The sequence below is a fragment of the Veronia nyctiphanis genome, assembly GCF_004116385.1.
Lineage (GTDB): Bacteria > Pseudomonadota > Gammaproteobacteria > Enterobacterales > Vibrionaceae > Veronia > Veronia nyctiphanis.
In genome coordinates, this window is the sequence record NZ_PEIB01000017.1 from 1 (window position 1) to 25,095 (window position 25,095).

At 50.1% G+C, this 25,095-nt stretch carries 19 protein-coding genes, 1 tRNA gene, 7 pseudogenes and 1 riboswitch; of the genes and pseudogenes, 23 read left to right on the forward strand and 4 right to left on the reverse strand.

The annotated features are described in order from the left end of the window. Nucleotides 1–211: 211 nt before the first annotated feature. From CS022_RS14075 to thiH, 8 genes and pseudogenes are all read left to right on the forward strand, one after another. Nucleotides 212–288 (forward strand) — tRNA-Trp (locus CS022_RS14075). Between the two features lie 213 nt (nucleotides 289–501). After that, nucleotides 502–888: a fluoride efflux transporter CrcB gene (gene crcB, locus CS022_RS14080; RefSeq protein ID WP_129122826.1), complete on the forward strand. Its 387-nt coding sequence runs from the start codon at nucleotides 502–504 to the stop codon at nucleotides 886–888. 49 nt (nucleotides 889–937) lie between these two features. Further along, a riboswitch (TPP riboswitch) is annotated at nucleotides 938–1,036 on the forward strand. 95 nt (nucleotides 1,037–1,131) lie between these two features. After that, nucleotides 1,132–3,045, forward strand: a complete 1,914-nt coding sequence (gene thiC / locus CS022_RS14085) for a phosphomethylpyrimidine synthase ThiC (RefSeq protein WP_129122827.1) — start codon at nucleotides 1,132–1,134, stop codon at nucleotides 3,043–3,045. Nucleotides 3,046–3,055: 10 nt separating this feature from the next. Next, nucleotides 3,056–3,708, forward strand: a pseudogene (gene thiE / locus CS022_RS14090) (thiamine phosphate synthase). Beyond that, nucleotides 3,692–4,462, forward strand: coding sequence for a HesA/MoeB/ThiF family protein (locus CS022_RS14095; RefSeq protein ID WP_129122828.1), 771 nt, complete (start codon nucleotides 3,692–3,694; stop codon nucleotides 4,460–4,462). The pseudogene thiE and the gene CS022_RS14095 overlap by 17 nt, the downstream one beginning before the upstream one ends. Continuing rightward, nucleotides 4,459–4,662, forward strand: a complete 204-nt coding sequence (gene thiS / locus CS022_RS14100; RefSeq protein ID WP_235869513.1) for a sulfur carrier protein ThiS — start codon at nucleotides 4,459–4,461, stop codon at nucleotides 4,660–4,662. Before CS022_RS14095 ends, thiS begins: the two co-directional genes overlap by 4 nt. Nucleotide 4,663: 1 nt before the next feature. Next, entirely contained in the window at nucleotides 4,664–5,443 is a 780-nt protein-coding gene (locus tag CS022_RS14105; RefSeq protein WP_129122829.1) for a thiazole synthase, read from the forward strand. Continuing rightward, nucleotides 5,440–6,549: pseudogene (gene thiH, locus CS022_RS14110) on the forward strand (2-iminoacetate synthase ThiH). Before CS022_RS14105 ends, thiH begins: the two are co-directional and overlap by 4 nt. 78 nt (nucleotides 6,550–6,627) lie before the next feature. On the opposite strand, the pseudogene CS022_RS14115 reads toward thiH, so the two are convergent. Next, a pseudogene (locus CS022_RS14115) lies at nucleotides 6,628–8,408 on the reverse strand (aminopeptidase P family protein). A 94-nt stretch (nucleotides 8,409–8,502) separates the two neighbouring features. After that, nucleotides 8,503–9,470 (reverse strand): annotated as a pseudogene (locus tag CS022_RS14120) (LysR family transcriptional regulator). A 143-nt stretch (nucleotides 9,471–9,613) separates the two neighbouring features. On the opposite strand from CS022_RS14120, the pseudogene CS022_RS14125 reads away from it, so the two are divergent. Then, nucleotides 9,614–10,767 (forward strand): annotated as a pseudogene (locus CS022_RS14125) (multidrug effflux MFS transporter). A gap of 212 nt (nucleotides 10,768–10,979) precedes the next feature. Further along, nucleotides 10,980–11,270, forward strand: a complete 291-nt coding sequence (gene tsrA / locus CS022_RS14130) for an H-NS-like global regulator TsrA (protein WP_129122830.1) — start codon at nucleotides 10,980–10,982, stop codon at nucleotides 11,268–11,270. 7 nt (nucleotides 11,271–11,277) lie between these two features. On the opposite strand, the pseudogene CS022_RS14135 reads toward tsrA, so the two are convergent. Beyond that, nucleotides 11,278–12,155: pseudogene (locus CS022_RS14135) on the reverse strand (DMT family transporter). 132 nt (nucleotides 12,156–12,287) lie between these two features. Here CS022_RS14135 and rmuC point away from each other — a divergent pair. The 9 genes from rmuC (at nucleotide 12,288) to hemB (ending at nucleotide 20,364) form a co-directional block, all read left to right on the forward strand. Then, entirely contained in the window at nucleotides 12,288–13,781 is a 1,494-nt protein-coding gene (gene rmuC, locus CS022_RS14140; RefSeq protein ID WP_129122831.1) for a DNA recombination protein RmuC, read from the forward strand. Between the two features lie 110 nt (nucleotides 13,782–13,891). Continuing rightward, entirely contained in the window at nucleotides 13,892–14,671 is a 780-nt protein-coding gene (gene ubiE, locus CS022_RS14145) for a bifunctional demethylmenaquinone methyltransferase/2-methoxy-6-polyprenyl-1,4-benzoquinol methylase UbiE (protein WP_129122832.1), read from the forward strand. A gap of 9 nt (nucleotides 14,672–14,680) precedes the next feature. Further along, nucleotides 14,681–15,295, forward strand: a complete 615-nt coding sequence (locus CS022_RS14150; RefSeq protein WP_129122833.1) for a ubiquinone biosynthesis accessory factor UbiJ — start codon at nucleotides 14,681–14,683, stop codon at nucleotides 15,293–15,295. Beyond that, the gene (gene ubiB, locus CS022_RS14155; RefSeq protein ID WP_129122834.1) at nucleotides 15,292–16,926 is read left to right on the forward strand and encodes a ubiquinone biosynthesis regulatory protein kinase UbiB; all 1,635 of its coding nucleotides are present in this window, start codon (nucleotides 15,292–15,294) and stop codon (nucleotides 16,924–16,926) included. Before CS022_RS14150 ends, ubiB begins: the two co-directional genes overlap by 4 nt. 99 nt (nucleotides 16,927–17,025) lie before the next feature. Beyond that, complete coding sequence (tatA, locus tag CS022_RS14160; protein ID WP_129122835.1) at nucleotides 17,026–17,265, forward strand: Sec-independent protein translocase subunit TatA; 240 nt, start codon at nucleotides 17,026–17,028, stop codon at nucleotides 17,263–17,265. Nucleotides 17,266–17,268: 3 nt separating this feature from the next. Continuing rightward, nucleotides 17,269–17,604 carry a Sec-independent protein translocase protein TatB gene (gene tatB, locus CS022_RS14165; RefSeq protein WP_129122836.1) on the forward strand — a complete coding sequence of 112 codons (336 nt, stop codon included), beginning with the start codon at nucleotides 17,269–17,271 and terminating at the stop codon, nucleotides 17,602–17,604. Between the two features lie 42 nt (nucleotides 17,605–17,646). Continuing rightward, complete coding sequence (gene tatC, locus CS022_RS14170; protein WP_129122837.1) at nucleotides 17,647–18,402, forward strand: twin-arginine translocase subunit TatC; 756 nt, start codon at nucleotides 17,647–17,649, stop codon at nucleotides 18,400–18,402. 96 nt (nucleotides 18,403–18,498) lie between these two features. Then, nucleotides 18,499–19,278, forward strand: coding sequence for a 3'-5' ssDNA/RNA exonuclease TatD (gene tatD, locus CS022_RS14175; protein ID WP_129122838.1), 780 nt, complete (start codon nucleotides 18,499–18,501; stop codon nucleotides 19,276–19,278). 48 nt (nucleotides 19,279–19,326) lie between these two features. Next, nucleotides 19,327–20,364, forward strand: coding sequence for a porphobilinogen synthase (gene hemB / locus CS022_RS14180; protein WP_129122839.1), 1,038 nt, complete (start codon nucleotides 19,327–19,329; stop codon nucleotides 20,362–20,364). Between the two features lie 47 nt (nucleotides 20,365–20,411). Here hemB and asnC read toward each other — a convergent pair whose 3' ends face one another. After that, on the reverse strand, nucleotides 20,412–20,873 hold the full coding sequence (gene asnC, locus CS022_RS14185) for a transcriptional regulator AsnC (RefSeq protein ID WP_129122840.1): 462 nt from the start codon (nucleotides 20,871–20,873) through the stop codon (nucleotides 20,412–20,414). A 143-nt stretch (nucleotides 20,874–21,016) separates the two neighbouring features. On the opposite strand from asnC, the gene CS022_RS14190 reads away from it, so the two are divergent. From CS022_RS14190 to CS022_RS14205, 4 genes and pseudogenes are all read left to right on the forward strand, one after another. After that, nucleotides 21,017–21,571: a type 1 periplasmic-binding domain-containing protein gene (locus CS022_RS14190; protein ID WP_129122841.1), complete on the forward strand. Its 555-nt coding sequence runs from the start codon at nucleotides 21,017–21,019 to the stop codon at nucleotides 21,569–21,571. A 5-nt stretch (nucleotides 21,572–21,576) separates the two neighbouring features. Beyond that, nucleotides 21,577–22,020, forward strand: coding sequence for a hypothetical protein (locus CS022_RS14195; RefSeq protein ID WP_129122842.1), 444 nt, complete (start codon nucleotides 21,577–21,579; stop codon nucleotides 22,018–22,020). Further along, nucleotides 22,008–24,155 (forward strand): putative bifunctional diguanylate cyclase/phosphodiesterase, encoded by a 2,148-nt coding sequence (locus CS022_RS14200; protein ID WP_235869514.1) that lies wholly within the window; start codon nucleotides 22,008–22,010, stop codon nucleotides 24,153–24,155. Before CS022_RS14195 ends, CS022_RS14200 begins: the two co-directional genes overlap by 13 nt. A gap of 101 nt (nucleotides 24,156–24,256) precedes the next feature. After that, nucleotides 24,257–25,011, forward strand: a pseudogene (locus CS022_RS14205) (class I SAM-dependent methyltransferase). Nucleotides 25,012–25,095 lie beyond the last annotated feature (84 nt).

A 25,095-nucleotide genomic window follows, 5' to 3' on the forward strand; every position in this document is an offset into this window, starting at 1 on the left:
GGGTTCGAGTCCCGTCCGCTCCGCCACTTCTTCGAGAAACCTCAGCAAACATGCTGGGGTTTTTTGCGTTTTACTGGCAAGTAATATTTGTAGATAAACGACTAGATATTGCTGTTATTCGCAGTTTTGTCTAATAACTAACCGTTCGTGCTTTTTAGGTGTATCTAGTACTGGCGATTTTAATGTAACGCGATACAATAAGCGTCGTTAAAGGGGTGTAGCTCCAATTGGCAGAGCAGCGGATTCCAAATCCGCGTGTTGGGGGTTCGAATCCCTCCACCCCTGCCACATTTTAGGCCTCAGCAGAAATGCTGGGGCTTTTTGCATTTTGACAGCGAATTTTTTGCCAGTCAGTTTTACGGTAAGTTTCGTCAGCTCTCTTCAGTCTTGTCTAAATAGATCCTCTTATTTCACAATAGCCATCTTTCTGCTACTTACTTGCCACTATTAACGCTTTAATAGGTATCATGTTAGGCGAGTTTACTACTTCGGATGTCAGCTATGACTCAACCATATATTCTCGGTTTTATTGCTCTCGGTGGCGCATTAGGGGCCTGTTCCCGTTACCTTCTTTCTGAGCTTTGTGCGACGTTGCTAGGCAGAGGTTTTCCCTACGGTACACTGACAGTGAATATTCTTGGCTCGCTCGCAATGGGGCTTTTAATTGCTGCCTTTGAGCAAGGGATATTAGATGCTGCATCTCCTTGGCGTCAGGTCATTGGCATCGGTTTTTTGGGGGCATTAACCACTTTTTCGACCTTTTCGATGGATAATGTGTTGCTGATGCAGCAGGGCGAGTTCATCAAAATGGGTCTGAATATTTTGTTGAACGTTGTTGTCTGTATTTTTGCAGCATGGGCAGGTTTTCAGTTGCTGATGCGTCTCTAATCTCATTATTGTCCGTTGCATCAGACTTTGTTGCTACATATACTCCAGTTCTTACTTGTCGGAGTGCCATTTGGCTGAGACCGCAACTGCGGGATCCGTTGAACCTGATCAGGCTAATACCTGCGAAGGGAACAAGAGAAAATACTATGTGTCGATGTTATAGATCTGTTTTAGATTCTTAGGCACCCTCTTGATCAGCAAATCCGGCAAGCATTTATATCCAAAAAATACTGGAGTAATGCTATGTCGAACAGAAAACAAGCCCGTCTAGACGCCAAGTCGTTCATTGATAATTTATCGGTGCAACCGCTTCCTAATTCAAAAAAAGCTTACATCACAGGCTCTCGACCTGACATTCGTGTACCAATGCGTGAGATTTCTCTGTCTCCTTCTCTTGTTGGCGGAACGAAAGATGAGCCGATCTTTGAACCCAATGAACCTGTCCATGTTTATGATACCTCAGGTGTTTATACTGACCCAGATTACGACATCAACATCTATCAGGGGCTGCCGAAGCTACGTGAGCGCTGGATAGAAGAACGTTCTGATACCGAGTTACTGTCCGGGGTAACATCCAGCTTTGCCAAAGAGCGTCTTGACGACGATACGTTAGATAGCATCCGATTTGACGCTTTACCTGAAATTCGCCAAGCGAAAGAGGGTAAATGCGTAACACAGCTCCACTATGCCAGACAGGACATTATCACCCCGGAAATGGAATATATCGCTATCCGCGAGAACATGGGGCGTCAGCGTTACCGTGATGAGCAACTGAACCAACAGCATCCGGGCGAAACCTTTGGTGCTAATTTGCCAAAAGACATTACACCGGAGTTTGTTCGCCGTGAAGTGGCTGAAGGCCGCGCAATCATTCCTTCAAACATTAACCACCCTGAATCTGAGCCAATGATCATCGGCCGTAATTTTCTGGTGAAGGTTAATGCCAACATCGGTAACTCAGCGGTGACCTCTTCTATAGAAGAAGAAACAGAGAAGCTGGTGTGGTCGACCCGTTGGGGTGCAGACACCGTTATGGACCTCTCTACCGGGAGAAATATCCATGAAACCCGCGAGTGGATCTTACGAAACAGCCCGGTTCCGATTGGCACCGTACCTATGTATCAAGCGCTTGAAAAAGTGAACGGCATTGCTGAAAACCTGAATTGGGAAGTGATGCGTGACACGCTTATCGAACAGGCGGAGCAGGGCGTCGATTACTTCACTATCCATGCTGGCGTATTACTGCGTTATGTCCCAATGACGGCGAAACGCGTCACTGGCATTGTATCCCGTGGCGGCTCTATCATTGCTAAGTGGTGTTTGGCGCATCACGTAGAAAGCTTCCTTTACACAAACTTCCGCGAAATCTGTGAAATCTGTGCCCGCTATGATGTGGCCTTGTCGCTAGGAGACGGCCTGCGTCCGGGCTCTGTGGCAGATGCCAACGATGAGGCTCAGTTCTCTGAGCTACGCACCTTGGGTGAGCTGACCAAGATTGCCTGGGAATACGATGTGCAGGTGATGATCGAAGGGCCGGGCCATGTTCCTATGCATATGATTAAAGAGAACATGGAAGAGCAGCTTAAGCATTGTCACGAAGCACCTTTCTACACGCTGGGCCCTCTTACTACCGATATCGCACCGGGTTATGACCATATTACATCAGGTATTGGTGCGGCGATGATTGGCTGGTTTGGCTGTGCCATGCTGTGTTATGTGACTCCGAAAGAGCACCTTGGTCTGCCGAATAAAGACGATGTGAAAGTCGGGCTGATCACCTACAAACTCGCCGCGCATGCGGGAGATTTGGCAAAAGGCCATCCGGGGGCACAAATCCGGGATAACGCGTTGTCGAAAGCGCGCTTCGAGTTCCGTTGGGAAGATCAGTTTAATCTCGCGCTTGACCCAGATACTGCCCGCGCCTATCACGATGAAACCTTACCTCAGGAATCTGGCAAAGTTGCGCACTTTTGCTCAATGTGTGGACCAAAATTCTGTTCAATGAAGATCAGCCACGAGGTTCGCGAGTACGCGAAAAACCTCGGTAATGATGCAATTGCCGTTGAAGTTGTCGATGCAGACGCAAAAGAAGGGATGAAACAGAAATCCGAAGAGTTCCTCGCGCAGGGCAGCGAGCTTTATCATCAGAAAGTGTAAGGAGGCTGGTATGGATTACTCCTTTCCAACTATGCCGGAAGGTATCGGCCCGTTATATCCGGTGGTTGATGATATCGACTTGCTCAAGCGACTGCTTGAACTCGGTGTACTTACGGTTCAGCTCAGGGTGAAAGACCCTGAGCATCCGATGTTGAATACCTGATAGAGCAAGCTGTTGCGGCGGGGAGACGGCATAACGCTCAGGTCTTTATCAATGATTATTGGCAAAAGGCGTTGGATGCGGGGGCGTATGGCATTCACCTTGGGCAGGACGATCTGAAAACCGCTGATCTGGATGCGATTGCTAAAGCGGGTATTTGCCTTGGTGTTTCCACCCGAACAGCGGATGAACTGGCGTTTGCGATGTCTCTGAAGCCAAGTTATCTGGCGATCGGGCATATTTTCCCAACACCAACCAAAGAAATGCCTACACCTCCTCAGGGAGTAGATACGCTGCGTCATCACCTCGGAACGGTAAATGGCCAATATCCTACAGTGGCAATTGGCGGCATCGATCTGGCTCGTGCTAAGGATGTATGGCAAACAGGCGTGAGTGCCGTGGCGGTTGTCAGGGCCGTTACCCAAGCGACGGATTTACCCGAAACCTTACGGGCATTTGAGACAATTTTGTCTGAGGAGGTCCGTCATGGCTGCGCTCAGTGACAGCCAGTTCACTCGCTACAGCCGACAGGTCATGCTGCCTGAAATCGGGGAGACAGGGCAGTCAGCGTTGCTAGAAGCAAATGTTCTGATTGTGGGGTGTGGTGGTCTTGGTACTGCAGCATCTTTGTACCTTGCGGGCGCTGGCATTGGTCATTTGGTGATCGCCGACGGTGATACGCTGGACACCTCCAACCTGCACCGTCAGGTAGCCTATCGGGAAGCAGATCTTAATGCGAATAAAGCCAAAATGCTCAGTGCACAGCTTAAAGCGCTGAATGGGGATATTAGTGTGAGGGTTGTGAGCAGTATGCTTTCGCAGGATCGACTGACGATGGAAGTGGCGATGGCCGATGTGGTGCTTGATTGTTCAGACAACATGTCGACCAGACAGGCTGTCAATCGGGCGTGTTTGTCTGAGAAAACACCGCTTATTTCAGGTGCCGCGATTGGTTGGCAGGGGCAGCATATGGTGTTTGATTTCAGGCAGCCATCCCCTTGCTATCGTTGCTTGTTCCATGTGGAACACGACAGACCGGATAACAACTGCCAGAGCGGCGGGGTTGTCGGCCCTGTTGTCGGAACGATTGGCAATTTTCAGGCGTTGGCTGCCCTCAAACTGCTGTCTGGGAATGACTGTTGCCCTGCAACCTTCCATCAATTCTGTGGCAAAACCATGACGATGACAAAGCTCGATATTCAGCGCGACCCTGCGTGTCCGAGCTGTTCATCATTTCAGGCCAAGGAGGCATCATGATGCAAATCTGGCTAAACGATAAAGCACATCACGTTGAATCAGCGGTGGATTTGTCCTCGCTGGTTGAAGAACTTACTTTACCTTCAGAGTCAGTGGCTATCGCGATTGATGGCCAAGTTGTCCCAAGAAGCCAGTGGCCTCAGACGCCATTGACTGACGGTTTGAAGCTGACCGTTTTTCAGGCCATAGCAGGAGGTTGATATGTTAAGGATTGCTGACAAAACCTTTCACTCCCGTTTGTTTACTGGCACCGGGAAGTTTGCATCCTCATCGGTAATGGCAGAGGCCATTGCTGCCTCCGGTTCTGAGTTGGTGACCATGGCGCTTAAGCGTGTAGATATTGCCAACCCTGAAGATGACATTTTGTCGCCGCTGCTCAATGCTGGGGTCAACTTATTGCCAAACACGTCAGGCGCAAAAACGGCAGATGAGGCGATATTTGCTGCGCGCCTTGCTCGTGAGGCCTTGGGAACAAACTGGTTGAAGCTGGAAATTCACCCTGATCCCCGCTATTTGATGCCTGACCCCATTGAGACACTCAAGGCGGCAGACGCGCTGGTGAAAGAAGGCTTTGTGGTATTGCCTTATTGCCATGCTGATCCCGTGTTGTGTAAAAGACTTGAAGAGGTCGGTTGTGCTGCTGTGATGCCGTTGGGGGCACCAATTGGCAGTAATAAAGGTCTGGTGAGTGCGGACTTTCTCGACATCATCATCGAGCAGGCCAATGTGCCTGTGGTTGTTGATGCGGGAATAGGTGCGCCCTCTCACGCCGCGTTTGCGCTGGAAAAAGGTGCCGATGCGGTATTGGTTAACACGGCCATTGCTGCAGCGACCGACCCTGTGGCGATGGCGGTTGCTTTTAAAGGTGCGGTGGAATGTGGCCGTGCGGCTTATGAGGCGGGCTTGGCAGGGAGGGTGCAGCATGCTGTGGCTTCCAGTCCGTTGACGGCATTTCTTGATAGCCCAGAGGTCGCAGGATGACGTTTTCAGATGTCTGGCAAGGTATTGACTGGGATGACGCCCGTTTGTCGGTGTACGGCAAAACGGCGGCAGATGTTGAGCGGGCACTGGCGTCACCTAAGCGGACCCTTGAAGACTTCAAAGCGCTGATTTCACCTGCTGCTGAGCCTTATCTGGAAAGAATGGCGCAGCAGTCGGTGGCGCTTACCCGTCAGCGCTTTGGTCATACCATCAGCTTCTTTGTTCCTTTGTATCTCTCGAACCTGTGTGCCAACGTCTGCACGTATTGCGGTTTTTCAATGGAGAACCGCATCAAGCGCAAAACGTTGACCACAGAGGAAATTTCGGCAGAGTGCGAAGCAATCAAGCAAATGGGGTTTGACAGTATTCTGCTGGTCACCGGAGAGCACGAAACCAAGGTAGGTATGCGCTACTTCCGTGAGGCTGTGCCGCAGATCAAAAAGTCCTTCAGTTATTTGGCGATGGAAGTTCAGCCGCTGGATACACAAGACTATGCGGAGCTGAAAACGCTGGGCTCGATGCGGTGATGGTTTATCAGGAAACCTATCACCCGAGCACCTATGCGCAGCACCATTTGAGGGGCAATAAATCTGACTTTGAATACCGCCTGAATACGCCCGACAGATTGGCGCAGGCGGGGATCGATAAGATTGGTCTCGGCTCGCTCATCGGTCTTGAGGACTGGCGCACTGACTGCTTTTTTGCTGCGGCGCACCTTGATTACCTTGAGAGAACATACTGGCGCAGCGCTATTCGTTGGCGTTTCCGCGCTTGCGTCCGTGTGAAGGCGCACTGGAGCCGAAGTCAGTGATGACAGATAAGCAGCTGGTTCAGCTGATCTGCGCATTTCGCCTTTTCAGTGCTGATGTTGAATTGTCTCTCTCGACACGGGAGTCACCGTTCTTCCGCGACCAGGTATTACCGCTTGGTGTGACGCACATGTCTGCTGCGTCCCGCACTCAGCCTGGAGCTATGCCAATGGTGAGGAAGCGCTAGAGCAGTTTGCGACGTCGGATGAACGCAGTGCGGGGGATGTTGCACTGGCCGTGCAAAGAGCAGGCTTCGATGTGGTCTGGAAGGACTGGCACCATGGCTTCTCAGGCTAGCAAATGGTTTGCTATCAGATAAAAAAAGAGCCGGCTTAACCGGCTCTTTTTTTTACGTATACTCGAAATCAATCTTGCTTAGAGCGGCGCACATGCCTGCTCAATCCACGCCAGATCGTCACCTTCCAGCGCAGGGCTGATGTCCTGCCACACTTTCTGGTGATAGGTGTTCCACCATGCGACTTCGGCTTCAGTCAGCAGAGAAAGGTCGACCAGACGACGGTCAATTGGCGCGCGTGTCAGGGATTCGAAGCCCAACATCGCACGATCGCCAGAGGTTTCGACTTCAACCACAATTTCAAGGTTCTCGATACGAATACCAAAACTGTCATCGCGGTAGTAACCCGGCTCGTTAGACACCACCATGCCTGGCAGCAGGGCGACAGGGTTATAGACTTTGCTGATACGCTGCGGACCTTCGTGAACACTTAGGAAGTGGCCAACACCGTGGCCTGTGCCATGGTCAAAGTCATAACCGTGTGCCCACAGGTGTTGGCGTGCCAGTGCATCCAGCTGGCTGCCAGTGGTGCCTGTCGGGAAGCGGCTGGTCGCCAACCCAATGTGACCTTTCAGAACCAGTGTGAAGGTCTTCTTCACTTCTGCATTACACTGACCAATCGCAACGGTACGGGTAATGTCAGTGGTCCCATCCGGGTATTGGCCGCCTGAATCAACCAGATACACATTGTCTTGCTCAAGCTCACCCGGTACAGGTTGGTTGAGGTGATTATAGTGACACATGGCCGCATTGCCGCCAGCGGCTGAAATCGTATCGAAGCTCAGGTCCGCCAGTGTTTCGTCAAGCTGACGGAAGGCCAGCAGTTTGTCGGCAAGTTCAGCTTCATTTGGCATTCTGCCTGCTGCGACTTCACGGTCAATCCACGCAAGGAAGCGGCTGACTGCCACACCATCGCGAATGTGACAGGCCTTGATGCCTGATGCTTCGGTGGTATTTTTCGCTGCTTTCAGCAGCAGACATGGATCGCTGCCATGGATAATGTCTGCGCCAGCTGCTGACAAAGTAAGGCTTGCCCATGCGTTGCTTGTTGCAGGGTCAACCAGCACTTTTTTGCCCGACTGGGCTCTCAGAACGTCTGCCATTGCATCGGGTGAAGCGACGCTGACGCCCGCGCCAACATGAGCGGAAAATGCTTCAGGCAGGCGGTCGCTGTCAATAAACAGGGTCACAGCACCCTCTGTGTCGACAATCGCTTGCGATAATAAAACAGGCAGGCGGGAAATGTCGCCACCGCGAATGTTCAGTAACCAACAGATGCTGTCTAGTTGGGTAAGAAGCGCTAAATCTGCGCCAGATTTTTTCAGCTCCTGTGCCACACGTTGACGCTTGTCTTCACTGCTGACACCAACAAGCTCAAGCCCCATCAGGAGAGCATCGGTCAATAACGGTGTCGGGCGGTCGGCCCACAGGGTATCAATTGGGTTGGCATCGATGCTGACCAGTGTCAGATGCCGGCAACTTTTTGCTCTGCAGCTTTCAGCCAGCTTGCGCTGTGAAGTCTTGGGTCAACAGCGACTTTGCTGCCTTGCGGCAGGGTGTCGAGCAGCCATTGTAGTGCCGGCTCTTCATGCAGATGACGGTATTCAAAAATATCACCCGGTACTTGCTTGCGCACCTGAACGGTGTAGCGACCGTCAACGAACACAGCGGCTTTTTCTTTTGCCACAACGGCGGCACCTGCAGAGCCGGTAAACCCGGTCGACCAGAGTAGGCGTTCATTGTGGGCTGGTACGTATTCACCGAGGAATTCGTCCTCGCGCGGGATCACCAGAGCGTCCAGTGCCTGGTCTTCCAGCCAGCGGCGCAGTTGTTCGGTGCGGCTTGCGTAGTTGGCGTCCATGTTTCTTCCTATCTATTGTACTTTCGTTAACCTGTTGGTCTGATAGCCGATGCGTTGTGTTTGCATTGTCAGCCACAAACCCAATGGGTATAAGCTATCTGTTTTCTGCGGTGGCTGCAATTTCTGTCATTTGCCGACAGCGCGAAATGATCAGCTGCCTAAGCCAGCTATGGCCAGCATCATTTTGTCTGTTTTGGTGCCAAAACAGCGTATATTCCATCGGTGGAAGGGGCTCTGGCAGGTCAATGACCACTAAATTGAGCTGTTTGGCGATCGCAGTCGCGAAATGATGCGGAGCGGTGAACACCAAATCGGTATGGGTACAGAGGCTGGCGGCACTGTTAAAGTCTGGAACGTACATCGCAATATCCCGTTCGAGACCGCGTTCGGCGAGCTTAATATCGAGAAGCCAGCGGTCATTGCCAAGGCAGCGCACCTGAATATGACGCTGACGCATGTAAGCATCGCTATCCCAGCTTTCAGAGAGTGCAGGGTGTCCCGGTCTGACAATCACGGCCTGGTAGTCTTCGTAGAGCGGCTCAGTGATTATCCCTGGTGGAGGCATCAAGGTCAGCATGGCGTCATCGGGGTTAATATCTTTTCCAGTGATACCAAAATCAACCTCACCCCGTGTCATGGCATCAAAGGTATGGCGGTGCCAGGCTTGTGTGTCGAGTGTAATAGAGGGGGCAGCTTCAAGAATCTCCCCCAGAAAACGCGGCATCAGCAGCGGGTAGGCGCTTTCAACCAGCGAAAAATGAAAGCGTCGATCGCTGGATGATGGGTCGAAATGATCAGGTGCCGTCAGGTTTTCAAGCCGCCCCAGTAACACGGCTAACTCCGGCTTCAGGCTTTGTGCTTAATGGTTGGATGCAGGCCCCACGAGCTTCTCGTGAACAGCGGGTCATCAAATTGGGTTCGCAGTTTGGCCAGACATTTACTGACGGCAGATTGACTAAGGTGAAGACGCTGCGCGGCCCGGGTGACATTGCATTCCTCAAGCAAAATATGCAGGCAAACGAGAAGGTTCAGATCGATGCGCTGTAGCTGGTTGAGATTCATCCACTGATATTCCTGAAGAGAATGTGTGATGTGAATATAAACCATTTTTATTCATATCACGACAGCAGTAGACTCCGCGTGATTACACAGGAGACGCGAATGCGATTAGAACAACAAAACACTCATGCGCGGCTGGTTGCCTGATGGTGATTCTGGTGCTGTTTAGCCCGATGGCCATTGATATCTACCTGCCTGCAATTCCCTTAATGGCTGCCGACCTCAATGTGAGTCCTGTTCTTGTAAAGGACACGGTTACCCTTTTTATGGTCAGTCTGGGTTTGGGTCAACTTCTTGCCGGGCCTTTAGCTGACAGGTTGGGCAGGCGTAAAGTCGCGATTGGTGGTATTGCCATTTACACCTTGAGCTCGGGTCTTGCGTATGTTGCACAAACGCTCGACTGGCTGCTATTTGCTCGTGTTTTGCAAGGTATGGGGGCCTGTGCGACCTCGGTATGTGCATTTGCTGCTGTACGTGACACCTTTGGTGCCAAGCGAAGCGGCCAGATGATCAGCTATCTTAATGGCGCTATTTGTTTTGTCCCCGCGCTGGCCCCGCTACTTGGCAGCTGGCTGACGCATCATTTTGGCTGGCGCGCTAACTTCAGCTTTATGATGGTGTATGCATGATAGGTCTTGTGCTGATTTCGGTCTTTTTCCGCGAGACTCGGCCTGATGATACCGACAGCAGTGGTCCCTTGCTCAGCCCTTCACGCTATTGGATTGTGCTGAAAGAGCCTGTCTTTTTGTACCATGCCAGCCTATGTCTGTTGTCGATGGCGGTGATCATTGCTTACGTTACGTCTGCGCCGAGCTGGCTGATCACGCATCAGGGGCTGACGATGGAAACCTTCACCAAGTGGTTTGCAGCGAATGCGGTACTGAATATTTTCGCTGCGATGACCGCACCAAAATTCATGGAAAAATTTGGCAGCCGACAGGCGCTGAATCTTGGCCTGATGTTGTTAGTGGTTGCTGGTGCATTGATGTATGTGCTTTCCGGTGTCGTCAGCGCTTGGAGCTATATGGTGCCAATATTCATGTCGTCATTTGGCTTTGCGTGGATTTTAGGTGCTGCCGCGGGTAAAGCGCTAGAGCCGTTTGGCCAGCGTGCAGGTACGGCGGCGGCGTTGCTGGGTGTATTTCAGATGACGGGAGCGGGTGCGCTGGTCAGCTTGACGCAGCGCCTTGGGCTGCAGGCGCCTGACTTGATGACATTGCACATGTTGCTGCTCGCGCCAGCGCTTTTATTGTTGTGGTCGTCAACGGGTAAACGCCTGCACACGGTTTATTCAAAATAACCTTCTGGCATTTGATGCAGCGCTATCTAGGTACTGCAATAACTGTTTGAAACAAAATGTAAGACAACAGTTTTACTCAATAAATACTAAAAAAGCCCAATGTTTTTCGACTTTGGGCTTTTTTCTTTTGCTGCTAAGCAGCAAATGGGAGTATATTTATCCGGCAATCTATTCCTATTCTGTGTTTGATAATTACAGGCAGCAAATAAATTATGTCGATGTCGACGATTGAACTGGCGCGTCATCTTGAACTTCTCGAGGAATCGCCAGAAAAAATGATGTTCGGAAAACTATTAACCGAATTAAGTGGCATGAGTGAAGAGCGAGTAAAAAGTGCTGCGCGTCAGGTGCCAATCAGTGGCCTTAGAGAGCTGGTTCACCAGTTTACCAAAGTCATTGAAGAGCGCCGCTCTGAGAGAGTGCAGGAATTAGCTGATTCTCTCTCAAGCGACGGTATCAGCGTAGATGAGTTACGCGAGTTTCTGGTTCAGGAACAGAAATAATTTACATTTAATTTCTTTTTTTACACTGTTGAATGACAAGACCTGCAACAATCATCACCAGCCTGAAATAGTGCTAGGGTGAATGTGTTCGCCAATTATTTGGTTAAGTAAAATCAGTGAAATAAAAGGTGAAATAAAAATCAGGTTACTAATACGTGCAGTATTAGTGGCCTGTTTCATTGCGCTCAACCAGAGCACAAACGTTATTCCCATTTCAAATAACCCCACATAGCTGACAGCCAGCCATCCTTGCCACGGAATACCGTGCCAAGACGCGGAATAAAAACTTATCCCGATAGAAAATGGCAAAGAAAGTAAAAAGCCCAATAATAAACCCAGCACTGGATCGGCCTGATTTTTCGTATTTAAAATCCAATACCCCGCCCAAAGAAAGGTCGAAAGTAATGCCAGCCCGACACCAAGCGGACTGTCGAATTTCAGCGCCAGTAAATCGCCTTTAGTTGCAATCACCACCACGCCCGCATAACCCAATATGGCGGCAAGCCAATCCTGTTTTCGTATTTTTTGGCCAAGAAACATCGCGGCCATTAATGTCAGCGTAATTGCCCAGCTGTAATTAAGAGGTTGAGCCTGTGAGGCGGGGAGCAGGTCATAGGCTTTAAATAGCACCAAGTAGTAGACCAATGGGTTGATGACCCCGAGTAACAGGTAATAGCCAGGGCGCGCTGTAAACGTGCTGAAAAGGTTACCTAACTTTCCTTGAAAAGCGGCCACGCCAGCCAGTGCGATAGCTGACACTACGCTTGCCGCTGCCAGCATTTGTTCTGGGGTCATGTAAGTCAGGGTGATCTTGAAGGCAGTGGCAACGGTTGACCAAAGCAACACCGCAGCCAGTCCGTAGCCCATTGCGAGGCGGTCATTCATGAATGCGTACTGAGTTGAGGAAGAGACAGTCAGTCTATAGCATCAGTAATCGCCGCTAAAAGCTGGACATTTATCCAGTGTCTTATTAGCCTTCTCAAGATAAGACAAAACGTTACAACATAAGGTTGCAGCATGATCGTACAGGGCATCACGCCGGAAATGGCTCTCATATTAGCGGCAGGCGGCAGCAGTCTCGTCACGCTGACGATTGTTGGCCTGTTTCATCGGTTGTCGATTCGTCAGCATCGGGAGCTTGCCGTTCAGCAGCGCGAGGCTGACAGCCAGCTTCATCAGTCTGCGATCTCTCAACTCGAACTGACCAATGCTGAGCTGCAACAAGAACTCGACCAGCTGGATGTGGACAAAGACCGTTTGAATAGTGAGCTGAAAACCCAATATGGTCGTCTGGCCGCAGCCGTTGAAAAGCTGCGTCAGCTTGAGGTGATAAAGGGTGAAAAGCAGCAATTGAGTGAGCAACTCGATAGCCTGCGGGAAGATAAAGTCGCCCTTGAAGTTGCGCTGCGTGAACAACAAACCCGTACCGAAGAACAATTGGATGCAGCCGATGCGAAAATCCGTTTACTGGAAGGGGCGGAAGAACGTTTGCGCGTGCAGTTTGAGAGCCTTGCCAATCAGGTCTTTGACAACAAAACCCGTACCGTGGATGAACAAAATCGCCAAAGCCTTGAAGCCTTGTTAGGCCCATTGAAAAGCCAGCTTGAAGGCTTTCGCAAGCAAGTGGGTGACAGCTTTGGCGAGCAAGCTAAAGAGCGCCACACCTTGGTGCATGAAATTCGTAACCTACAAAAGCTCAATGAGGATATGACCCGTGAAGCGGTTAACCTGACACAAGCGCTGAAAGGGGATAATAAGCAGCAGGGTAACTGGGGAGAGGTGATCCTGACCCGGGTGCTGGAAGAGTCAGGCCTCCGGGAAGGTTATGAATACCAGACGCAGGTCAGTCTCGAAAACGAGCAAGGAAAGCGTTATCAGCCAGATGTGATTGTTCGTTTACCGCAGGAAAAAGACGTGGTGATTGATGCCAAAATGGCGTTAGTCGCTTACGAGCGGTATTTCCATGCTGAACAATCCGCCGAGCAGGATCTTGCGCTGCGTGACCATGTGGCCGCTATTCGTGCCCACATCCGTGGGCTTGGACGAAAAGATTACCATCAGCTCCACGGCATTACCTCTCTCGACTATGTGTTGATGTTTATTCCGGTCGAACCTGCGTTTCAGATTGCCATTGAAGCCGAGCCTGCGCTGATCCGTGAAGCGCTCGATAACAATATTATGCTGGTGAGCCCGACAACGCTGCTGGTGGCACTTCGTACCATCAACAACTTGTGGCGCTATGAACATCAGAATCGTAATGCGAAAGACATTGCGGATAAAGCGGCCAAGCTTTATGACAAAGTCAGGCTTTTTGTCGATGATATGGAAAACGTTGGATCGGCTATCGATAAGGCCTCAGACGCTTATCAGGGCGCGATGAACAAACTGGCCAGCGGTCGTGGCAACATTCTCCGTCAGGCCGAGAGCTTTAAAGCGCTGGGGGTCGAGGTCAAAAGAGATATCAGCCGTCGGCACTTAGTCGTGACCCACATCGGGGAGACGCGTCGCTAAATGTAATAAGTAGCATCAAAGAGTAAATCTCTCGCCCTCTGTTTTAGGAACTGCTTTGAGCAACCCTTAGGTATCAAGTACACTTAGCAGCAAAGACTTAGGGGTTAAAAATGACTGATTCGACACAGGGCGTGAACCACAACGCAGACGCAGAAACCACCCACTTTGGTTTCAAAGATGTGGCCAGAGATGAAAAACAGGGCATGGTTGCCAGCGTATTCCACTCGGTAGCAGCAAAGTACGACATCATGAACGATGTCATGTCGATGGGTGTTCACCGTATATGGAAGCGTTTTACCATCGATTGCAGCGGTGTCCGTCCCGGCCATAAGGTACTTGACCTTGCTGGTGGTACCGGTGATTTAACGGCCAAGTTTTCACGCATTGTGGGCGACAATGGTCAAGTTATCCTTGCTGATATCAATAATTCGATGCTCAATGTCGGCCGCGACAAACTCCGCGATATGGGGATTGTCGGTAACGTGAATTATGTTCAGGCCAACGCTGAAGAGCTACCTTTTCCAGACGACTATTTTGACTGCATCACTATCGGCTTTGGTCTTCGTAATGTGACTGATAAAGACAAAGCGCTGCGCTCTATGTACCGCGTCTTGAAGCCGGGTGGCCGCCTGTTGGTGCTGGAATTCTCCAAGCCCGTGTTTGAACCTCTGTCAAAAGCTTACGATGCCTATTCTTTCCACCTGTTGCCAAAAATGGGCCAGCTGGTGGCGGGCGATGCGGAAAGCTATCAATATCTGGCTGAGTCCATCCGTATGCACCCTGATCAGGAAACCCTGAAAGGAATGATGGAAGACGCGGGGTTCGAGCAGACCAAGTACTTTAACCTCACTGGTGGCATTGTTGCCCTTCACCGTGGATACAAGTTTTAGGAAGCGATTATGCCCCTCGACCCTCTGGTAACGGCGGTAGTCGAAACCAGTCTCAATACTCTCATTGCGCAGGACGCTGACAGTCAGCGTCGCCTGCAACGTCTTAAAGGTAAAGTGCTTCGCGTCCGCCTTACCGACATTGGCAAACAGTTGGTGTTTGTATTCAGTCACCAATTGGATGTGCTGGCGGAGTTTGAAGGTACGCCAGATTGCGACCTTGCGCTTGCCATCACCACGCTCCCTGAGCTCAACGACAAATCCAACCTCACCAGACTCATCAAAGAAGACAAGCTTGAGCTTGATGGCGATATTGATGTTGCTCAGCAGTTTTCGGGTTTACTCAGCGGTCTGGATGTCGACCTTGCCGAGTGGCTATCTAAATACACGGGTGATGTAGTCGCCCACAGTATGGTCAGCGGGATGAAAAAAGGTGTCGATGCCTTCCGCAACCGATTCCGGACTAAGCAGGCTTATGTGGCGGACATTTTAATCGAAGAGTGGCGCCTTGCGCCGGGAGCATTGGAAATTACGCATTTTTCTGATCAGGTGGATGACGTGAGATCGCAGGCATCCAGATTGGAAGCGCGCTTGCAATCACTGTTTGATGCGATGGAGACACCATGAGGTTTTCTGAAATCCGCCGCCTCTACAAAATCGTCAGGGTGCATTTGCATTACGGCCTTGATGAAATGCTGCCGAAGAATAAATTGACCCGATGGCCGCACGTGATGCGTCGAGGCTTGTTTTGGCTCAAAAACAAGCATGCGAATAAGGAAGATGGCAGCCGACTCCGCCTTGCGCTTCAGGATCTGGGTCCCGTTTGGATTAAGTTCGGCCAGATGCTGTCGACCCGTCGTGACCTTTTTCCGGATGATATTGCCGACCAACTGGCGCTTTTGCAGGATCAGGTGCAGCCCTTTGATAGTGAGCTCGCCAAACAGGAAATTGAAAAAGCGCTTGGCGGCCCGGTTGAAAAGTGGTTCGATGATTTCAATATGACGCCGCTGGCATCAGCATCGATTGCACAGGTTCACACGGCGCGGCTTCGGGAAAACGGCCGTGAGGTGGTGCTGAAAGTCATTCGCCCTGACATCCTTCCTGTTATTCAGTCAGACATAAAATTGATGTACCGCATGGCCCGCGTAATCTCACGATTTTTGCCTGAAGCTCGTCGTTTGCGTCCGGTTGAAGTGGTCAGAGAGTATGAAAAGACTCTGATCAATGAACTGGATTTGCTGCGTGAGGCTGCCAATGCGATTCAGATGCGGCGTAATTTCGACAACAATCCGATTCTTTATGTGCCCGAAGTATTCAGTGACTTTGGCCATAAGAACCTGATGGTGTCTGAACGGATATATGGTATCGGTGTGTCCGACATTGATGGACTTACTAAGAACGGTACCAACCTGAAGCTCCTTGCTGAGCGCGGCGTAGAAATTTTCTTTACTCAGGTGTTCCGAGACAGTTTCTTCCATGCTGATATGCACCCCGGAAACTTGTTTGTCTCTTACGACAACCCGGATGACCCGACGTGGATTGGCCTTGACTGTGGGATTGTCGGTACGCTTAACCGAGAAGATAAACGGTATTTGGCAGAGAACCTGCTGGCCTTTTTCAATCGAGATTATCGCAAGGTCGCTGAGCTGCATGTCGACTCGGGTTGGGTACCTTCAGATACCAATGTCGATGAGTTTGAATTCGCGATCCGCACGGTTTGTGAGCCAATTTTCGAGAAACCTCTCGGAGAAATCTCTTTTGGACATGTCTTAGTTAATCTTTTCTCAACAGCAAGGCAGTTTAATATGGAGGTGCAGCCGCAGCTGGTGCTTCTTGAGAAAACGCTTTTATATGTTGAGGGGCTGGGTCGGCAACTTTATCCGCAGTTGGATTTATGGGAAACCGCAAAGCCGTTTCTTGAAGACTGGATGTCCCGTCAAGTGGGGCCGCAGGCCGTATTGAACGCGATCAAGGAAAAGGCGCCTTTCTGGGCTGAGACCTTACCTGAGTTACCTGAGCTGGTTTATGATAGCTTGCGACAGGGCAAGATGGTCAGTCAGCGAATGGATGATATGTATCAGGCATTTATCGACGGCCGCAGACAACAAAACCGGGTCAGGTTTTTACTTGGTGTGGGGGCCAGCTTGCTGTTAACGGCAGCAATTCTCTACACCAACCATGTAGAAACCTTGCCGGAGTTAGCAGGAGTCTCAGCTTTAGGAGCCTGGTTATTTGCGTGGCGGGCTGCGAACAAATAAGCTTTAAATTAAAGTGAGCGATCCTTGAACGATTGTTTTAATCGTCCGGTCAGGGTCTTAACAGTATTTTTATGTAATTTATTCTGAGGTAAACAGAGCATGGGCGGTATTAGTATTTGGCAACTTTTGATCATTGCGGCAATCGTAGTGCTGTTATTCGGAACCAAGAAACTGCGCAACATTGGCGGTGATCTGGGCTCTGCAATCAAAGGCTTCAAAAAAGCCATGAATGACGATGAAAGCAAAAAAGACAAAGACGCAGACTTTGTTCAGAACAAGCTGGAAGAAAAAGATCCTTCTGCGCCAAACAGCGAAACAAAAAACAAAGAGCAGGTCTAATCTGTGTTTGATATCGGCTTTTGGGAACTGATACTTATCTCGGTTGTCGGGCTGGTTGTTCTTGGCCCTGAGCGTCTGCCGATTGCAATACGCAATGTTGCCCGTTGGGTGGGATCGGTGCGCCGTATGGCGGGTTCTGTAAAGGATGAACTTGAGCAAGAGCTGAAGATCAAAGAATTACAGGACAATCTGAAGAAGGCGGAGAGCATGAGCATGCAAAATATCTCACCTGAACTTCAGAAGTCGGTTGATGAGCTTAAACAAGCGGCTGACGAGGTACAACGGCCCTACGACAGTACCTCCAAGAATGATGCTTCGCAGTCTACGAAGGAGCCATAACTGTCGCTGACGCGGTTTTACTTTTTATGTTGTTGAGTACCTATGTCATCTGTTGAAGATACCCAATCACTTGTCGGTCACTTAATGGAACTACGTGACCGGCTTCTTCGCTGCCTGCTGTCCGTGCTGGTGGTGTTTTTAGCTTTGGTTTACTTTGCGAACGATATCTACTCGTATGTAGCCTCACCTTTGATTGATAAGTTACCTCAGGGCGCAACTATGATTGCCACTGACGTGGCGACACCGTTCTTTACGCCCATCAAGCTGACGCTGGTCGTATCGGTGTTCATTGCTGTGCCGATGATCCTTTATCAAATCTGGGCTTTTGTCGCACCAGGGTTGTACAAGCATGAACGTCGACTTGTGATGCCGTTGCTGTTTTCCAGTTCGCTTCTGTTCTATGCGGGTGTGGCGTTTGCCTATTTCGTGGTCTTTCCGCTGGTGTTTGGCTTTTTTACCGCCATTGCGCCCGAAGGCGTTGAGGTATCGCCAGACATTGCCAGTTATCTGGATTTCATTCTGGCGCTATTTATGGCGTTTGGTTTTGCGTTTGAAATTCCGGTCGCGATTATTCTGCTTGTCTGGACTGGCGTCGTGAACCCGGCAGATTTGTCGAAAAAGCGCCCGTACATTGTTGTTGCGGCTTTCGTGGCAGGTATGCTGCTGACACCTCCAGACATCATCTCGCAGACACTGCTGGCGATCCCTATGTGTTTGCTGTTTGAAGTTGGGCTGTTCTTCTCCCGCTTTTACCGTCCTCGTGGTGAAACTGACGGCGAAGAAACCAGCCAAAGCTAATCAATATAAAGCCAGTGACTGACTGGCTTTTTTGTTTTATGCGGGCCGACTTTCTCCTGTCGGCTCGCCAAGAAGCACAAGTAAAGGAACATCAACGTGATTGATATTGGCGTAAACCTGACCAGCAGCCAGTTTTCTGCAGACAGAGACGATGTGGTTCAACGTGGTAAAGAGGCTGGCGTCAGTGCCATGATTTTAACTGGTACAGATATCGAATCGAGTACCGAAGCTCAGGCGCTTGCGGCGCTCTATCCGGGTTATTGCTTTTCGACCGCGGGCGTTCACCCTCATGATGCGAAAACGATAGATGATTTGTCGTTGCCACAAATTCGGGAGCTTGCTGCTTCGCCGCAGGTAGTGGCAATTGGCGAGTGTGGCCTTGATTTCAATCGCGATTTTTCACCTCGTCCGCAGCAGGAAGCGGTCTTTGAGGCGCAGCTTTCGCTAGCGGTAGAGCTCGACATGCCGGTATTTTTGCATTGTCGGGATGCGCATGCGCGCTTTTCAGATATCTTTCGTAAGTATCAGGACAAGCTTGCTGGGGCGGTGTTACATTGCTTCACTGGGGACAAAGACGCGCTGACGGATTGTCTCGATATGGGCATGTCGATAGGCATTACAGGCTGGGTCTGTGATGAACGACGAGGGGCGGATTTACAAAAGCTGGTGGCGTACATTCCTGCTGATAGGCTAATGATAGAGACAGATGCGCCTTACCTGATTCCAAGGGACCTCAAACCCAAACCGAAGTCTAGGCGTAATGAGCCATGTCACCTGCCACATATTGCGGCGAGAGTAGCGGTGTGCCGGGGCGATGACTATGAGGATTTGATCACAGTCACCACCCAAAACAGCCGTCGATTTTTCAATATATAATCTCTATCATTCTTGGGGTTAATTGCACTTAATGTTGAGGAGAATACCGTGAGCGTTTCGATACAAGGGGCATTCCCTGCCCGACGCATGCGAAGGACCCGTAAACACGATTTCAGTCGTCGTTTAATTGCTGAAAATAAGGTAACGGCGTCTGATTTGATTTATCCGGTATTTATTCTGATGGGCAAAAACCGTCGCGAAAGCGTCGAGTCCATGCCGGGTATTGAGAGACTGTCGATTGATTTGATGCTCTATGAAGCGGAAGCATTGGCAGCACTCGGTGTTCCAGCCATCGCGCTTTTCCCTGTGGTTGCTCAGGATGTTAAAACAGCGTGTGCATCAGAAGCGTTTAACCCTGAGGGGCTTATTCAGCGCGCTGTTCGTCTTCTAAAAGAACATGTGCCTCAGATGGGTGTGATCACTGATGTGGCGCTAGACCCTTATACCATCTCCGGTCAGGATGGCCTGACGGATGAAGACGGCTATGTGCTCAACGACGACACCACCAAGGTGCTGGTCAAGCAGGCGCTTTCTCACGCTGAAGCGGGCGCAGATATCATTGCGCCTTCCGACATGATGGATGGCCGTATCGGTGCAATTCGTGATGCGCTAGAAAAAGCGGGCCATGTTAACACGCAAATCATGGCGTATTCTGCCAAGTATGCATCGTGCTACTACGGTCCGTTTCGCGATGCTGTCGGCTCTGCAGGTAATCTTAAAGGCGGCGATAAGAAGAACTATCAGATGGATCCAGCTAACAGTGATGAGGCATTACACGAAGTGGCAATGGACGTTCACGAAGGCGCGGATATGGTGATGGTCAAACCAGGTATGCCTTACCTTGATGTGGTTCATCGGGTGAAAACCGAGCTTAAAGTTCCGACCTTCGCTTATCAGGTCTCTGGCGAATACGCGATGCACAAGGTTGCCTTTGCCAATGGTTGGTTGAAAGAGCGTGAAACTGTGATGGAATCTTTGCTGTGCTTTAAGCGCGCAGGGGCTGATGGCATTCTGACGTACTTTGCCAAAGATGTTGCCAAGTGGTTGGCCGAAGATAACGCGATTGAAGACTCCTCAGACGACTAGACGTCGCTCTAACGTAATCAAACGCCTGCCATTGAGCAGGCTTTTTTTTATGGCCTGACGTTGCGTTTGATGGGGTTTTGCAGCGAGATCAGGGTTTCAGTGGACTGCACTTCTTTAATCGCTTGCAGCTTGTCAATCAGCACGTATTGCAGCTCTTCAATAGAGCGGCACATCAGTTTCACGAAAATATTGTAGGCACCTGTGGTGTAGTAAGCCTCTACCACCTCTTCCAGTTGCTCCAGTTTTTCCAACGCTGAGTGGTAATCCCGCGCAGCGTAAAGGTTAATACCAATAAAGCAGCAAACGTCGTAGCCTAGCGCCTTGGTGTCTACCAACACTTCAGTGCCGGTGATAATGCCTGCCGACTTCATTTTCTCTACCCGCACGTGCACGGTAGCCGGGCTTACGGAGAAACGTTTCGCTAGCTCGGCATAGGTCACTCGCGCATCATTCATCAGTGTTTCCAGAATCTGTCTGTCCAGATCATCTAGCTTTATTAATTCGTTCATACATTCCCTTTTTACTCACTGTACAGTCCGATTAACACTTTTGAACTGGCAAGGTTATCAGTCTGGCTACTGCTGATATGATAACCTTTTGCTGAAAAAATCAAATAATTGAGTGTTATTCACAGTAAAGGCTAAGTGGTTTAATGAAGTGGTTGTTATTGTTTATCGGGATCGTTGTCGCGCCGTTGGCAAGCGCTGAGGCACCTGTATTGGTGATTCATTCCTACCACCATGGGTTTGAATGGAGTAATCAGGTCAATAAAGGTCTGGAAGAAACGCTTGAAGGACTCGATATCCCCATTCAGGAGACATATCTGGATGTCAAACGTAACTATTCATCTGCTTACCGTGACCAACTCAAAACACTGTATCGCTATCGTCTTGCTGAACATAAGTATCGCGCGATTTTAACTGTCGACGATGCCGCCTTAGAGCTAGTCAATGAATTGGCTGATGCTATCGGTCAGACACCAGTGATTTTTTCAGGCCTGAATCAGTACTCACGCGAACGTTTTTCCAACATTCCGCGTTTGACAGGCGTGGGTGAGTTGATCAGCCTGCCTGATAACCTAAAGCTCATGTCTTCACTCCATCCTGATGCTAAACGTGTACATCTTGTCTTTGATAGCACTGCAACCAGCTTGTCTTACTGGCGTATGTTCCGTGAACAGCAGGAGAAAGAGGGTGAGCAGCTTTAGAGGTTGTGCCTTGGTTTGCAAGAAATACCACCTCGTTTTTCGCTAAACTCGAGCAGATTAAGCCAGATGAATTGATCTTTTTCTTGTCATTCTTCAAAGACAACAATGGCAACTTTATCGAGCATGAAAAGCTGTTAGAAGAAATGACATCGATAAGTCCGGTGCCCGTTTATGGCGGTGGCAGTTTCATGATGGAGCACGGCATCGCAGGCGGGGTGATGATTGATGGCGTGAAACAGGGGCGCGCACAGGCTGAGAAGTTATTACAAGTGCTGGCAAATATCGATGCGCCGATGCCTCCTGTTGAGGAACAAAAAGGTACGCCTTACCTGTCTTATGAAGCCATGGTGAAGTTTTCACTCGAGCATGATGGCGAAGGTGATATCCAGATTTATGGCGAGCTCTCTCTATTTTTAAAACAGATCCCAAATTGGCTGTGCTCAGCATAGTTCTTGTTCTGTTCCTTTGTCTTGTCATCGCAGGGCTTATTCATCTCATTCAACGTTACAGAGACAATGCCAAGGCTCTGGCGGAAAGCCAGTCGTTGTTTAAAGGTGTTTTTGACCAAAGTAACCAATATATTGCTTTGCTTTGCGCCAGTGGCACTGTTGTGTCTGCCAATGAAGCGTTCCAGCGTTTGTACCCAATGATGAATCGGTTTCGGGTCTCGCCAATCTGGAGTTGGAAGGAATGGGTCAATGGCGATGAGTTGCGTGATGAGGTCAACAATATCCCCGAACGTGGTACTCGACGTTTTGAGCTCAGGGTGATTAACCAGCTTGGCGCGCAAGTGATTCTCGATGTGGCGTTAAAGCGGATAGAAACCCAAGAAGATGAACTACCGCAGGTACTGTTTGAAGCTCGCGATATTACCCAGCGTAAACAAACAGAGCAGAAGCTTCAGAGAAGTGAAGCGGAATACAGAATGCTCTATGATCAGCAGCCAGTGATGCTGATGACGGTTGACAGACAATCGCGTATCCAATCAATTAATGAATGTGTGACTGAGTGGCTGGGGTATTCCAAACGGGAGCTTCTTGGCCATAAAGTGACTGACTTCTATCGAGATGAGGCCAGTTCACCTTATGAGTTGGTCAGCCTTCGTAGTCAGTCTGATGATAAAATCTGGCGCCGTGAGATTTGCTACGTCAACATGTACAACGAGGAAATCTGGATCCGCGAATCGATTCGGACGACACAAATAAAATCGCAGTTGATGCTGGTGGGTGAAGACATTACCGAGCACCGCCGAATGGAGTCTATGCTGCGTCATCAGGCACTGAGAGATCCGCTGACAGATTTATATAACCGCAACCACTTTGAACGTATCCTCACCGAAAAGCTGCGAAGCGTCAGTGAGGAGGGGGCAACCCATACCCTGTTTTACATTGACCTTGATCAGTTCAGAGTGATCAATGACACACTGGGTCACGAAGCTGGCGACAGTGCCCTGAAGTTCACCGCTGGTAAGTTGCTTAATTTGCTGCCAGAGGGCGCAGTGATTGCCCGTCTCGGTGGGGATGAATTTGCCATCATTAACTCAGAGTGTGACGAAGAGTGCGCGCTGGAAATTGGCGAGAAAATTCTTAACGAGCTGAATCAGGCAGAGTTGCATTGGAATCGGGTGAGAATGTCATTGGCTTGCTCTATCGGCATACGTGTACTCGATCGCAGTGTGTCCTCGCCACAACAAGCGCATGCTCAGGCCGATACCGCTTGCTACGCCGCCAAAGACAAAGGGCGTGCCCGTTTGCATGTTTATCGTCAAGATGACGAGGAAGTGCTGCGCAGAGAGCGAGAGATGGCATTTGTTAACCAAATCCACGCCGCTGTTGCTGAAGACCGCTTTGAAATTTATGCCCAGCCGATTATGCCAGTCGCTGGTGTTGATCACGATCGTCTGTATTTCGAAGTCCTTGTCAGGCTTCGGGGGGCGGATGGACAGATGGTGCCGAATGGGCAGTTCATTCCAGCAGCTGAGCGATACAACATCGCCCATCTGATTGATACCACTGTTGTGCGTAAAACCCTGCAATGGTTTGAGGACAATCCGGCTTGCGTTGAGCAGATTGGGATGATCTCGATTAACCTCTCGGGGAACTCAATGGCAAACGATGCCTTTGTTGAGTTTCTCGTGACATCAATAAAAAACAGTAATGTCCCGAGTGAGTGTCTTTGTCTTGAAGTCACTGAGACGGCGGCAATCAGCAACATGTCGGATGCGATAAAAGTGCTGACAGCGCTGAAAAATCTCGGGTGCAGTATTGCGCTTGATGATTTTGGTTCAGGGCTTTCTTCGTTCGGTTATCTTCGTGAGCTGCCGATTGATCTGGTTAAGATTGATGGCCAGTTTGTGTGCGGAATCCACAAAGATGACACTGACTATATGATTGTAAGAGCCATTCAGGATTTGGCCCATCAGATGGGTAAAAAGACTGTCGCAGAATTCGTCGAAAATGAAGAGATTCTTCATCGACTTGAGCAGCTTGGTGTCGATTACGCACAGGGCTATCACCTTGGCAGACCGCAGCCGATGTCATCTTTACTCGCGGTGGCCTGCGATGAGGCTGAGGTCACTGCCTGATAACAGCGTCATCACCGTATTCGGCGCTTTGTTTCCCTTCATTGCCTGATATACTCAGCGGGTTTTTAACCCACTGGAGATATCAGGTGCACATTGCCTTGATGGATGAAACCGCTAGCAGTAACAGTCAGCTCGATATGCTCGCTGCACGTTGGAACCTTGTTCATGATGAGGGGAGCCAGTTTGCTCTGGTCATGACGGCTGACAGGCTTGAACTGCGAAAAACGGACGACCCCAAACTGGGTGCTGTGTTTGTCGATTTAGTGGGTGGTGCCGTTGGCCACAGGCGCAAGTTTGGCGGCGGAAAAGGGCAATCGATAGCAAAAGCGGTGGGGTTAAATAAAGGTGTGACACCGACGGTCCTCGATGCGACAGCAGGCCTTGGCAGAGATGCGTTTGTGCTCGCCTCTTTGGGATGTAAGGTTCATATGATTGAGCGACACCCTGTGGTCGCGGCACTTCTCGATGACGGGCTGTCCCGAGCCTATGCCGACTCTGAAATCGGTGCTTGGATGAGAGAAAGAATGTCTCTTATCCACGGAACCAGCACGATACCTTGTCATTACTTGCCGAAGATCCCGATTTTGATAGGCCGGATGTTGTCTATCTTGACCCTATGTATCCCCACAAGAAAAAATCAGCATTGGTGAAGAAAGAGATGCGGGTTTTCCAGTCTCTGGTTGGCAGTGATCTCGATGCTGATGGGCTTTTTGAGCCCGCCTATCAATTAGCCACTAAGCGGGTGGTCGTTAAACGTCCTGATTATGCTGAGCCACTGGCAGGCAAACCTCCCTCCACCAAGATTGAGACCAAGAAAAACCGTTTTGATCTCTACGTTAAAGCCGCCATGCGCTGACGAGACCGTGGCGTAGGCTTCTCATTACATCGACAGGGAGAGTGTATTACCGTGTCAAAAACTTTGTGTGAATGGCGAAACGCC